The following is a 12,776-nucleotide window of genomic DNA, read 5'->3' on the forward strand; positions in this document are numbered from 1 at the left end:
AGCAGGCGAGCCAGCCGATAAGTTGCGCGATTCACCCCGTGGGGAAGGGACTTGGATCGCGTGGTGTGCCCGCCTGCGTCATCGGGCTACGGTGCGCGCATCGGGTTGCTTCGTACGGAAACGAGGCGACCCCCGGCGGTGCAGCAACACCGGGCCCGGGGGTCTGCACCCGCAAGGAGAAAGCCCTCCTCAGGAATGCTCAGGCATGCTATCCCTCCTGCGTCCTTCTTCACGCAGGTCTCCAATGAGATTCTTCGCCACCCGCGTCTGTCATCCGACGCCGTCCGTCTGCTGACCTGGCAGCTATCGCTTCCGGACGGTGCGAACGAAGCACTGTCGAAGACGGCGGAGCGGGCAGGGATCAAGAAAGTTGCGTTCATTCGGGCGAAGCGTCAACTCCTTGCCGAGGGCTACCTGCACGAGTGGCGGCGTCAGGGCCGGACCGGACGGTGGGCGACGACCCAGCTGGTCTCCAGCGTGCCTCTGTCCGCGACGGAGGCGATCGCTGTGTGGGACGGCCGTGTGCCGGACGGGCGGCCGACGGACGGGATTCCGGCCGCCGGTGAGCCGACAGGTCGGCCCGTCGGCCGTCTCCCCAAAGACAACAACGGTGAGAACAACCTCCACCCTCCCTCCCCGGCCGCCGAGGCACTGCCTGAGCCACCTGCCTCCCTGGTCGAACGCGGGGCTCAGGCGCTGGCAGTGGTATCCCGTAGTGAGCGGCGGCTGCGTCTGTCGGCGCCGGACGTGGCCAGGCTGGCACCACTGGCTGGGGAGTGGTTCCTGCGGGGCGCGCCGATGGCGGCCTTCCGCGAGGCACTGACCGCCCATCTCCCGGGGGTCGTCCACCACCCGGCGGGCCTGGTCCGGGACCGGTTGCTCCGTAAGATGCCGCTGGTCCCCACCTTCGCAGAGCAGCGAGCGTCGGAGCCCCAAGGCGTGCCCGGCGGTGCGGTGTCCTCCCGTGTGGCCGATATGAGGGAATGCAGGGGGGACCACGTCCAGCCACGGCTGTTCCGGCCGGTGGCGGAGGAGGAGCTGTGCCGGGAATGCTGCCGGGCCGCGGCCGGTGCCCGTGACTCTGTGTCTGTCCCCGGCTCGGTGTCGGCGGCATTCAGGGGAGCGGGCGCGGTCCGGGCAGCCTTGCGAGGCGAGGCGGGGTGACGGTGTTGACCGCCTCGCCCTGGGCGGGGACGTCCGCCTCACGGGGCGGCCGGGAAGTCCTCCTTCTTCGCCAGGGCGCTGGGCCACCAGATGTGGCGGCCCACGTCCAGGTTGAGGGCCGTGACCATGACCGAGCGGACGATGAAGGTGTCCAGGAGGATGCCGAAGGCCACGGCGAAGCCCAGTTCGGCGAATTGGGTCAGGGGGAGGGTGCCCAGGACGGCGAAGGTGCCGGCCAGGACCACGCCTGCGGAGGTGATGACGCCGCCGGTTGCGGCCAGGCCGGTGAGGGTGGCCGGGCGGGTGCCGTGTTTGAGGGCCTCTTCCCGGATGCGGGTCATGAGGAAGATGTTGTAGTCGATGCCGAGCGCGATCAGGAAGACGAACACGTAGAGCGGGAAGGAGTTGTCCTCCGCCCCGAAGCCGAAGACGTGGCGGAAGACCAGGGCGCTGACGCCGATCGTGGTGGCGCAGGAGAGCACGACGGTGGCGATGAGCAGCAGCGATGCCACGACGGCGCGCAGCAGCAGCACCAGGATCACCAGGACGACCAGGAGCACGATGGGGGCGATCAGGGCGCGGTCGTCCTTGGTGGCCTGTTTGACGTCGAGGTTCAGCGCGGTGTTCCCGCCGACCCGGGCCTGTGCCCCGGGGACGGCGTGGAGTTCCGTGCGGGCCCGTTCGACCGTGCGGAACGCGGCCTTGCTGTCGGGCGCGTCGGTGAGGGTGGCGTAGAGCAGGGCGTCGCCGCCCTTGGTCATGGGCGGGCCCACCGACCCGCGGTCGATGCCGGGTACGGACATCAGGGCGGTGCGCACGGCCTCCGCCCGGTCGGCCTTGGCGGTGACGAAGACGGGGCTGCCGAGGCCCGCGTCGAAGTGCCGGTCGATGACCTTCTCCCCGGCGACCGAGTCCTGGTGCGTGGTGAACGCCTGCTGGTCGGTCAGGCCGTGGGAGTTCAGCTGCACCATGCCGGCGGCGGCCGCGGCCAGGATCAGGGCGGTCACGACCCAGGTCGTCCGGGGCCTGCGGGCGATGCGGTTGCCGACGGCGAGCCAGCGGCCGGTGTCGACGGTGTTCCCGGAGCCGTACTCCGGTTTGGCCGGCCAGAAGATCCACCGGCCCACCGCGACCATCAGCGCGGGGAAGAGCGTGAGCATCACCGCGGCGCCGACGACGATGCCGACCGCGAAGACCGGGCCGAGCCCCCGCGTGGAGTTCATGTCGGCCAGCATCAGGCAGATCATGCCGACCGCGACCGTCGCGGCGCTGGCGATGACGGCCGGGCCCGAGCGGCGCAGGGCCTCCTCCATGGCCGCGTGCCGGTCCTCGTGCCGGCGCAGCTCCTCGCGGTAGCGGGCGATGAGCAGCAGCGAATAGTCGGTGGTCGCGCCGAAGACGAGGATGGTCAGGATGCCCGCGCCGTCGGCACTGACCGTCAGCCCCCCGTGCTTGGCGAGGAAGTAGATGACCGCTTCGGCGATCTGGAGCGACACCCCGGCACAGATGATGGGCATCAGCCACAGCACGGGGCTGCGGTACGTGAACAGCAGGATCACGATCACCACGAGCAGCGTGGCGGCCAGGAGCGTGGTGTCGATGCCGCTCACGGCCTTGCTGAGGTCACCGGTGTTGCCCGCGGGGCCCGCGATGTGGACCGCCATGCCCTGGGCGCCGTCCCGTGCGGTCCTGCGCATCTCCTTGACGCGGTCGCCGACCTTGCTGAAGTAGTCGGGCCCCAGGTTCAGCGGCACGGTGGTCTGTGCCGCCTTGCCGTCCTCGGAGATCTCCGGCCCGGTGACCGGGCCCTCCAGGTCCTTGCGCGCCCCGAACGCCTTCGCGTCGGCCGCCGCCTTCCGCTTGTCCGCCTCCGTCAGGCCCGAGGGCCGTTCGTAGACGACCACCGCCGGAACGGTGTACGGGGAGCCGAACTTCGCCTGGGTGTCGAAGACGCGCGTGGACTCGGCGCTGTTCGGCAGGGACGACTTGAGGTCGTTCTTCTCGACGCTCGAGAGCTTGCCGGCGAACCCCGCCGCGACGACGAGCACGATCAGCCAGGCGACGATCACCCCGTACTTGGACCGGCGGCCGGTGATCAGGCCGATCGGTAACCCCCTCCGGAACCTTCGGAACCCTTTGCGGCCGCTGCGGCCGCTGCGGCTGTTACGGCCGGAGTCGGGACCGGTGCGTTCCCCGGACGGGTGGAGGACGTCTTCTGGCATGGTCCTGGTGCCTCTTCCTGTTCCTGGTCGGCTTCGGGACGGCGGCGACCGGAGGGCGACGGGCAGGGACCGTGTGCGCCGCGTGCGGGGGAGGCCACGGCGCACACGGAGACTCAGGTGGTGTCCGAGCCGTCCGGGCCGCCGGCACGCCCGGGTGCGTCGGTGGTGCAGGTGATACCGGTGAGCCGCGCCAGCGGGCCGTCCAGCGGCACCGCGGCGAGGGCGGGCTCGATCAGGCGCTGGAGCAGCAGACCGTCGACGGCCGCACCGAGGACCAGGGCGGTGCCCTCGGGGTCGGCCGTGTTGCCGTGCGCCCGCAGCCATGCGGCGACGGCGGTGCGCCAGCGGCCGGTGAGCTCCGCCAGGCCGTCGCGCATCTTCTTGTTGCGGGTGGCCGCCAGCACCATTTCGCCGGCGAGGACGGCCGTGGACGCGTCGCTGGGGTACCGGGCGAGGGCGGCCAGGGCCTCCGGCGTCCCCGCGGGGCCCTCCGCGGCCTGCTCCAGCAGGGCGATCACCTTGCCGATCTCCCGCCGGGAGGCTTCCAGGGACGCTTCGACCAGCAGGTCGGTGACCGTGTCGAAGTGGTAGTGCACGAGCCCGGGGCGCAGCCCCGCCGCCGCGGCCACCTTCCGCGTGGTCACCGCTCCCCACCCCTCCTCCACGACCAGCCGCGCTGCGGCGCCGAGCAGCCGTGCCCGGGTCTCCTGGCCGCGTTCCGCCGAGGTGGGGGTCATCGTGCCGTCTCTCCGTTCTCCGTCCGTGCGTACGGCTGGGGGCTGATGGGTCGGCCGGTCGACGGGTCGGTCAACTTGGGCGATTGCCTTGGGCGTTCGCCCTATGCGTACCCACGGTAAGGCCGTCGACACCTCGCGCGTCACCGGTAGGCCGCAGTCGCCTGCCGCCCATCCCGGCGCGAAGGTGCGTCACAGAGCGCGCGACACCGCCCACGCGCCCCACGCGCGGGAGTTCACTCGGCAGCCGCGGCCGCCGCCCCGTCGGCGACGAGCTCGGCCGGCGGCCGCTCCCCGGCCGTCGCCGCGGCGGCCTCCTTCATCAGCTGGTCCCGCATCACGACGTACTTGGCGTTCAGCTCGTCGGCCGCGACGAACCGGTTCACGCCGCGGCCGGTGGCGCGCGGCTCGATGCTCTTGACGACGTTCATGTCCTGGACCTCCTGCACGCGCTTCTGCGCGAAGAGGGCCAGCCTCGGGACGATCCGCCGCGCCGCCGGGAAGCGCAGGACGTTCTTCATCCGCTCGTCCTCGTACCAGCGGAACAGCACCTGGGTGTTGCCGTCGTCGATCGGCGTCATCCAGATCGTCACGTCGAAGGGCAGCGCGTGGATGTGGACCATGCCGGGGAAGGTGAACGTCACCCGGAGGAAGCTGCGGTTGGTGGGATCGTCGTGCTGGCACAGCTCGAAGTAGTGCCGCAGGGTCGTCCCGTCGACCTCCAGGCGGCTCTTCTCGACCTTCGTCATGGCGATGTAGCGCCTGCGGCCGTCGAGGCCGAGCTTCTTCAGCGTCCCTCCCCAGCCCATGTAGTCCGCGTAGTTGAACCAGTGGTCCCGGTGCACGACCGGCACGTGGTAGAAGTCGAGGAGGCTCTCGATGTAGCGGGTGTAGTGGACGGGCTGGCTCCAGGTGGAGGTCGCGTACAGCGCGGGCTTGTCGGCCACTTCCGGCGGCACCTGCACCTCCGGTAAGACGTCCAGGTCCTGCCCCCACCACATCCACACCAGCCCGTTCTGCTCGCGCACGGGGTGGGTGCCGATGCGCATCGACCGGGGGAGGCGGGCGCCGGGCCCCAGGCACGGCGCGAGCTCGCACGCGCCGTCGGCGCCGAAGCGGAAGTCGTGGTACGGGCAGCCTATGGAGTCGCCGTACAGCCGTCCGCGGGCGAGGCTGGCGCCCTTGTGGGGGCAGCGCGCGTCCTGCAGCACCACGCGGCCGGCGCGGTTCCGCCAGGCGACCAGCTCCTTCCCCAGGCGGCGGGCGCCGGTCGGCCGGTCGGTCCTCACGTCCTGCGACCGCAGGATCGCGTACCACTGGTTGGGTATCACGTCTCTCCCCCTGGATTTCGCTCTGCCTGGCGCATATGTCAAGGCCACTGTGGCCCGGCTCACTGACAGGCCACTGACCGATGGCTGATGGCGCCGGCCCCCGTTTGACAGGCCGCCGCCCCATCCCGCACCCTTTCACTAGTCAAGTAGTGAAAGGGGCCCGCGTGGTCGAGTTCCGCATCGACCGGCGCAGCGGGGTCGCCACGTACCTGCAGATCGTCCAGCAGGTGAAACAGGCCCTCCGCCTGGGCCTGCTCGCGCCCGGCGACAAGCTGCCCACGGCCAAGGAGGTCGTCGCGGCCACGGCCATCAACCCCAACACCGTCCTCAAGGCCTACCGCGAGCTCGACCGCGAGGGCCTGGTCGAGGCGCGCCCCGGGCTCGGCACGTTCGTGCGGCGCTCGCTGGCCCGCCCGCAGGCCGCCGCCGACTCGCCCCTGCGCGCCGAGCTGACCGGCTGGATGCACCGCGCCCGCGAGGCCGGCCTGGACCGGGAGGACGTGGCGGCGCTGCTCGCCTCCGTCCTGGAGGAGGGGTACGACGGGCCCGGGGGGAGCGCGGGGCACGGCGGCCCGTACGAGACGAACAAGGGGAGCGGATGACGGGGGTGACCGGCATGACCGGGATGACGTTCCAGCCCGAGCGGACCGCCGTGGAGGCGGTGGGCCTCGGGGTGAAGTACCGGCGCCGCCGGGCGCTCGACGACTGCTCCTTCCGCCTCCCCGCGGGCCGGGTCTGCGCGCTCGTGGGGCCCAACGGCGCGGGCAAGTCCACGCTGTTGTCGCTCGCCGCCGGGCTGCGCCGCCCCACCGCGGGGTCCCTCACCGTCTTCGGGGGCCGCCCCGGCTCCGCGGACGTCCGCCCCCGCATCGCCTACCTCTCCCAGGACAAGCCGCTCTTCCCGCAGTTCACGATCGCCGACACCCTCCGCATGGGGCGCGAGCTCAACCCTGGCCGCTGGGACCGGGCGGCGGCCGAGCGTACGGTCGCCGACGGCGGACTGTCGTCCACGGCCCGCGTCGGCGACCTCTCCGGCGGTCAGCGCACCCGCGTCGCCCTGGCCCTCGCCTTCGGCAAGCGGCCCGAACTCCTGCTGCTCGACGAGCCGATGGCCGACCTCGACCCGCTCGCGCGGCACGAGGTGACGACCGCCCTCATGGGCCAGGCCGCCGAGCACGCCACCACCGTCGTGATCGCCTCCCACGTCCTCGCCGAGCTCGACGGGATCTGCGACTACCTGCTGCTGATGGCCGACGGCCGCGTCCGGCTCGCGGGCGAGGTCGAGGACCTGCTCGCCGCGCACGCCGTCCTCGTCGGCCGGCACGAAGGCCCGAACCTGCCGCGGGAGTTCGCCACCCACACCGTCGTGGAGGCCCGCGCCACGGGGCGGCAGCTGACCGCCCTCGTCCGGCCCGACGGCCCCGTCCCCGAGCGGTGGCGGGCCGCCGAACCCTCCCTGGAGGAGCTCCTCCTCGCCCACCTGCGGGCTCCCGGCGCCCCCGCGCTCCTCACCCCCAGCGCGGAGCCGCGCACGCCCCACCGGCCGCGCGCGCAGGGCCCGTCACGCCCGCCGCGGGCGGTCGCGTGAGCCCGGCGGCCGCCACCCGTACCGGCTCCGGCCGCCAAGCCGCCCCGGTCGCCCCGGCAGCCCCGGCTGCGCCTGCCGCCCCGGCAGCCCCGCCCGGGCACTTCGCCCGCCCGGCACGGGACCGGGCAGGCCTCGTGACGGCCGCCGCGGCCGTCCTCGCCGGCGCCTCGTAGGGGTGGATGCGCCGCTCCCGCCCCGACCGCGACGGCGCCCTCCCGATCCGCCGCGGCACAGCGGAGTGGGGCGCCGCTTCCCTGCGCGTCATGTGGGCGTTACCCGTGATTCAACAGCGGTTGCGAGCCTTGCGGAATGCAGCCCGCTGTGCCCCCCGCACCCGCTCGAAGGCTCCGCGCCGCCCCCGCCGCGCCCTCCTTCGACGCGCCCGGCCCGCCCCCGGCGCGGCACCATGGGAACATGACCCAGTCGTCCCGCGCACAGGCCCACGACCAGCCGCACGGCGAGCGCAGCGACCGCTACGGCGAGGGGTACGGCAACCCGCAGCCCTCGGTCGGGTCCATCGCCGCGCACCGGCCCTTCGCGGTGGCCTCCCCTGCCGCCTCGCCCGGCCTGGAGCCCGACCTGGACGCCGACCTCGGCCCGTACGGGCACGGAGGCTACGACCACGACGCGTACGGCCACGGCCCGGCCTACGCACCCGGCCGCGACGGCGAGGACGACGACCCCTACGGCGACGGACCGCTCCCGCAGGGCCGCTTCCTGGACCGCGAGCGCAGCTGGCTGGCCTTCAACGAACGCGTCCTGGAGCTGGCCGAGGACCCGGCGACGCCCCTGCTGGAGCGGGCCAACTTCCTTGCGATCTTCGCGAGCAACCTGGACGAGTTCTTCATGGTCCGCGTGGCCGGCCTCAAGCGCCGCATCGCCACCGGCGTCGCCACCCGCTCCGCCTCCGGCCTGCAGCCCCGCGAGGTGCTGGAGCTGATCTGGACCCGCTCCCGCGAGCTCATGGCCCGGCACGCCGCCTGTTACCAGCAGGACGTCGCCCCCGAGCTCGCCGAGGAGGGCGTCCACCTCATCCGCTGGCACGAGCTGACCGACAAGGAGCAGGGCCGGCTGTTCACCCTCTTCCGGCAGCAGATCTTCCCCGTGCTGACCCCGCTGGCCGTCGATCCCGCGCACCCGTTCCCGTACATCTCGGGGCTCTCCCTCAACCTCGCCGTCGTCGTCCGCAACCCCGTCAGCGGGCACGACCACTTCGCCCGGGTCAAGGTCCCGCCGATCCTCTCCCGCTTCCTGGAGGCCTCCCCGCAGCGCTACGTCCCCCTGGAGGACGTCATCGCCGCGCACCTCGAAGAGCTCTTCCCCGGCATGGAGGTGCTCGCGCACCACATGTTCCGCGTGACGCGCAACGAGGACCTGGAGGTCGAGGAGGACGACGCGGAGAACCTGCTGCAGGCCCTGGAGAAGGAGCTCATGCGCCGCCGCTTCGGCCCGCCCGTGCGGCTGGAGGTCGAGGAGACCATCGACCCGTACGTCCTCGACCTGCTGGTCCGCGAGCTGAAGATCTCCGACGCCGAGGTCTACCCGCTGCCCGGCCCGCTCGACCTCACCGCGCTCTTCCGCATCGCCTCCCTCGACCGGCCCGAGCTCAAGTACCCCAAGTTCGTGGCCGGCACGCACCGTGACCTCGCCGAGGTCGAGTCGGCCTCCGCGCCCGACATCTTCGCCGCCCTGCGCGAGCGCGACGTCCTGCTGCACCACCCGTACGACTCGTTCTCCACCTCCGTGCAGGCCTTCCTGGAGCAGGCGGCGACCGACCCCGACGTCCTCGCCATCAAGCAGACCCTCTACCGGACCTCCGGCGACTCGCCCATCGTCGACGCCCTGATAGACGCGGCCGAGTCGGGCAAGCAGGTGCTCGTCCTCGTCGAGATCAAGGCGCGCTTCGACGAGCAGGCCAACATCAAGTGGGCGCGCAAGCTGGAGGAGGCGGGCTGCCACGTCGTCTACGGGCTGGTGGGCCTCAAGACGCACTGCAAGCTCTCCCTGGTGGTCCGGCAGGAGGGCGACACCCTGCGCCGCTACTCGCACGTCGGCACCGGCAACTACCACCCCAAGACCGCCCGGCTGTACGAGGACCTGGGACTGCTCACCGCCGACCCGCAGGTCGGCGCCGACCTCTCCGACCTCTTCAACCGGCTCTCCGGCTACTCGCGCCGCGAGACCTACCGGCGCCTGCTCGTCGCCCCCAGATCCCTGCGGGACGGGCTCGTCGCCCGGATCGCCAAGGAGGTCGCGCACCACCGCGCCGGGCGGCCCGCCTCCATCCGCATCAAGGTCAACTCGATGGTCGACGAGACGGTCATCGACGCGCTCTACCACGCCGCCCGCGCCGGCGTCCCGGTCGACGTGTGGGTGCGCGGCATCTGCGCGCTGCGGCCCGGCGTCCCCGGGCTCTCCGAGAACATCCGCGTCCGCAGCGTCCTCGGCCGCTTCCTGGAGCACTCGCGGGTGTTCGCCTTCGGCAACGGCGGCGAGCCCGAGGTGTGGCTCGGCAGCGCCGACATGATGCACCGCAACCTCGACCGGCGCATCGAGGCCCTCGTGCGCGTCACCGACCCCGCGCACCGGGCCTCCCTCAGCAGGCTGCTCGAAGCGGGCATGTCCGACTCCACCGCCTCCTGGCACCTCGGCCCGGACGGAGGATGGACGCGGCACGCGACCGACACCGACGGGCAGCCGCTGCGGAACGTCCAGGAGATGCTCATCGACGCCCGGAGGCGCCGGCGTGGCTCAGCGACCGCATGACCCGGCAGGTACGGACACCGCCGCGCTCACGGGCGCGCCCGAGGACTCGTTCACGGACGCGCTTACGGACGTGCTCATGAACACTGCCGGGGGGCAGGACACGATGACGACGAAGTACCCGGCCGTGCGCACCGCCGCCGGCCCCGCCGGGGCGGCCACCGCCGGCGACGTCCTGGCCGGCTACCTGCAGGCCCAGGCCGTCGAGTTCCTGCGCAGCCTGCGGCTGCACGGCGAGAGCGGCGCCGACGCCGACGAGGCGGGGGAGGCGGCGCGCCTGCTGCGCCGGTCCGCCCGGCGCATCGCCGGGGCCCTGTACGTCTACCGCCCGCTGACGGACGCCGACTGGACCGACCAGCTGCGTACGGAGCTCGTATGGCTGTCGGACGTGCTGGGGCGCGAGCACGCCTACGCGGCGCGACTCGCCCGGCTGCGGGGGGCGCTGCACCGGCTCTCCGGCGCGGAGGGCGGCGGGGCCGGCGGCGGCCTGACGGTCGGGGCGGCCCGGGCCGGGGCCCTGCTGGAGCGCCAGCTGACGCTCGCGCGCACGCGCGCCCACTCCGCGGCGCTCCAGGCGCTCGGCACCTCCCGCTTCCACGCCGTCGCGGACGCCGCCGCCCTGCTCGCCTCCGAGGTGCCCCTCGACCCCGGCGCGCGCGGCCTCCCCGCCGGCGAGGTCCTGCCCCACCTCGCCGAACAGGCGCAGCGGCGGCTGGCCGAGGCGGCGGACGCGCTGCCGCTGGCCGTCGCCGGGCACCCGTACAACGCCGAGGCCCTCGCCCACGGCCTCGCCGCCGCCCCGGGCCCCGACGGCCCGCCCGCCGAGGGGCGCCAGGACGCGCCCTGGCACCAGGTGCGGCGGCTCGTACGGCTGCGGCGGTACGCGCAGGAGGTGCTCGACGAACACGGGCAGACCGAGGCCGAGCCGGCCCTGTCCGTACGCCTCCTCGGCGCCGGGCAGGCCCTCGACCGCCACCGCGACGCCGCGGAGGCCGCAGCGGCAGCCGCCACGGCCGCCCGCACCCCCCGCATCGCCCCGGCCACCGCCTACGCCCTCGGCATCCTCCACGCCGACCAGCGCCACGAGGTCGAGGCGGCGCGGTTCGCGTTCGGCCGGATCTGGCAGCGGGTGACGACGGGGACGCCGGGCTCACCGGGCTCGCCCTGACGGAGGGCGGGCCCGGCGGTCGGGTGCTCAGTGCCTGTCGCAGGCGCTCAGCACTTGTCGAAGGTGGCCCGCTCGTACCAGACCGTCTTCACGTCGTTGCCGATGGCCATGGACCACTTGCCGTCCGCCGCCCGCCAGAAGTTGATGGCCCGGCCGTCCTCACCCGGGTACTGGATCCTCCCGTCCCTGCCGGCCGGGCTGAACAAGTACTTGCTGGCCTTGGTGAAGGTGGCAGGGCCGACCATGCCGTCCCCGTCGAGGTTGTGCTGCTTCTGCCACTTGATCGTGGCGGCCCGGGTGGCGGGCCCGAATCTGCAGTCGATCTGGTCCCAGCCGAGGGTCCGGACGATCTGGTTTTCGGACATCCGTGCGCGAAGAACGGCCACCCGGCCGGTCGGGCGAGGTGCTTCCCCCAGGGCTTCCCCCAAGGCTTCCCCGAAGGCTTCCGCCGGGTCCCTCAGCTCACCACGCCCGCCCCCCGGAGAACGGCGCACAGGTCTGTGACCAGCGCTTTGTCCCGGTCGTGCGTCAGCATGTCGCGCGCGTCGCCGGGCGGGAGCCAGGCCAGCCGGCTCACCTCGTGGTTGGGGACGAACGCGCCGCCCACCGCCTGCGCCGCCCAGTAGCGGACCTCCTTCGGGTGCCCCCGCGCGTCGACGTAGTGCGCGGTCGGCAGCGGGGTGCCCAGCCTGCAGGCCATGCCGGTCTCCTCCAGCACCTCGCGGACGGCCGCCTCGCGGGCCCCTTCCCCGGGCTTGCGCTTGCCCTTCGGGTGCGACCAGTCCGCCCACTTCGGCCGGTAGACCAGGGCGAGCTCGATTCCCTCGCCTCCGGAGGAGCGGCGCCACAGGACGCAGCCGGCGGCCAGAACTATCGGCAGCTCTTCCATGCCCCCATGCTGCCGGATCCGCGCCGAGGGCGTCCCGCTCCGGGGCCTACCGGCGCGGAGCCAGGGCCTCCCACCGCAGGGTGACCTCGCCCTGGCGCCACCTCCGCGGGCCGTCCGTCACGGGCCAGTCCGCCCGCAGCGAGGTGACCGTACGGATCCACCGCTGGCGCGCGCTGAGCGACGCGTACGGCGCCGCCGCGGCCCACGCCCGGTCGAAGTCGCGCAGGAACGCGTGCACCGGCTCGCCCGGCACGTTGCGGTGGATGAGCGACTTGGGCAGGCGTTCGGCCAGGTCGGAGGGGGTGTCCAGGGAGCCGAGGCGGGTGGCGAAGGTGACCGTGCGGGGCCCCTCCGGGCCGAGCGCCACCCACACGTGCCGCCGCCCGATCTCGTCGCACGTGCCTTCCACGAGCAGCCCGTCCGGCGCGAGCCGCGCGCACAGCCGGGCCCAGACCGCGGCGACCTCGGCCTCGTCGTACTGGCGCAGCACGTTCGCGGCGCGGATGAGCACCGGCCGCCGCCCGCCGTCCAGCGGCACCTCGAAGCCGCCGTGCCGGAAGGACAGCCCGTCGCCCGCGTACGGCTGGGCCCCGGCGACGCGCGCGGGCTCGATCTCGACCCCCACGACCTCGGCGTCCGCCCGCACGGTGCGCAGCCGCGCGAGGAGCTCCACCGCCGTCCAGGGGGCGGCGCCGTAGCCGAGGTCGACGGCGACGGGGTCGGCGCTGTGGCGCAGCGCGGGCCCGTGGGCGTCGGCGATCCAGCGGTCCATGCGGCGCAGCCGGTTCGGATTGGTCGTACCCCGGGTCACCGCACCGACGGGACGGCTGGGCGGAGGAGGGGTGCGAGCGGCCATGCCTTCGAGCGTAAGCGCTGCTCAGAGCGGTCCGTGCCGCGCCGGGGAAGGACGGGAAGAG

Annotated in this window: 10 protein-coding genes; 4 read left to right on the forward strand and 6 right to left on the reverse strand. The window is 73.4% G+C overall.

Translation table 11 applies throughout. The features are described 5' to 3' along the window. Positions 1-1,202: 1,202 nt before the first annotated feature. From AS857_RS26435 to AS857_RS26445, 3 genes are all read right to left on the reverse strand, one after another. Entirely contained in the window at positions 1,203-3,386 is a 2,184-nt protein-coding gene (locus AS857_RS26435; protein ID WP_079110639.1) for an MMPL family transporter, read from the reverse strand. 113 nt (positions 3,387-3,499) lie between these two features. Then, entirely contained in the window at positions 3,500-4,123 is a 624-nt protein-coding gene (locus AS857_RS26440) for a TetR/AcrR family transcriptional regulator (protein ID WP_058045724.1), read from the reverse strand. Positions 4,124-4,356: 233 nt separating this feature from the next. Continuing rightward, positions 4,357-5,451: a Rieske 2Fe-2S domain-containing protein gene (locus tag AS857_RS26445; protein WP_063804362.1), complete on the reverse strand. Its 1,095-nt coding sequence runs from the start codon at positions 5,449-5,451 to the stop codon at positions 4,357-4,359. A 164-nt stretch (positions 5,452-5,615) separates the two neighbouring features. On the opposite strand from AS857_RS26445, the gene AS857_RS26450 reads away from it, so the two are divergent. From AS857_RS26450 to AS857_RS26465, 4 genes are all read left to right on the forward strand, one after another. After that, a complete protein-coding gene (locus AS857_RS26450; protein WP_058045725.1) occupies positions 5,616-6,053 on the forward strand; it encodes a GntR family transcriptional regulator in 438 nt (145 codons plus the stop codon). Further along, positions 6,050-7,039: an ABC transporter ATP-binding protein gene (locus tag AS857_RS26455; RefSeq protein WP_245700519.1), complete on the forward strand. Its 990-nt coding sequence runs from the start codon at positions 6,050-6,052 to the stop codon at positions 7,037-7,039. The genes AS857_RS26450 and AS857_RS26455 overlap by 4 nt, the downstream gene beginning before the upstream one ends. A 414-nt stretch (positions 7,040-7,453) precedes the next feature. Further along, complete coding sequence (locus tag AS857_RS26460) at positions 7,454-9,805, forward strand: RNA degradosome polyphosphate kinase (RefSeq protein WP_245700521.1); 2,352 nt, start codon at positions 7,454-7,456, stop codon at positions 9,803-9,805. Between the two features lie 103 nt (positions 9,806-9,908). Next, positions 9,909-10,970, forward strand: a complete 1,062-nt coding sequence (locus tag AS857_RS26465; protein WP_058047074.1) for a CHAD domain-containing protein — start codon at positions 9,909-9,911, stop codon at positions 10,968-10,970. A gap of 47 nt (positions 10,971-11,017) precedes the next feature. On the opposite strand, the gene AS857_RS26470 is transcribed toward AS857_RS26465, so the two are convergent. The 3 genes from AS857_RS26470 to AS857_RS26480 form a co-directional block, all read right to left on the reverse strand. Continuing rightward, the gene (locus AS857_RS26470) at positions 11,018-11,335 is read right to left on the reverse strand and encodes a peptidoglycan-binding domain-containing protein (RefSeq protein ID WP_058045726.1); all 318 of its coding nucleotides are present in this window, start codon (positions 11,333-11,335) and stop codon (positions 11,018-11,020) included. 92 nt (positions 11,336-11,427) lie between these two features. Then, positions 11,428-11,859 (reverse strand): NUDIX hydrolase, encoded by a 432-nt coding sequence (locus AS857_RS26475; RefSeq protein ID WP_058045727.1) that lies wholly within the window; start codon positions 11,857-11,859, stop codon positions 11,428-11,430. A 46-nt stretch (positions 11,860-11,905) separates the two neighbouring features. After that, entirely contained in the window at positions 11,906-12,715 is an 810-nt protein-coding gene (locus AS857_RS26480) for a class I SAM-dependent methyltransferase (protein WP_058045728.1), read from the reverse strand. Between the last annotated feature and the right edge of the window lie 61 nt (positions 12,716-12,776).

Origin of the sequence: Streptomyces roseifaciens, assembly GCF_001445655.1 — a bacterium.
Taxonomy (GTDB): Bacteria; Actinomycetota; Actinomycetes; order Streptomycetales; family Streptomycetaceae; genus Streptomyces; species Streptomyces aureoversilis.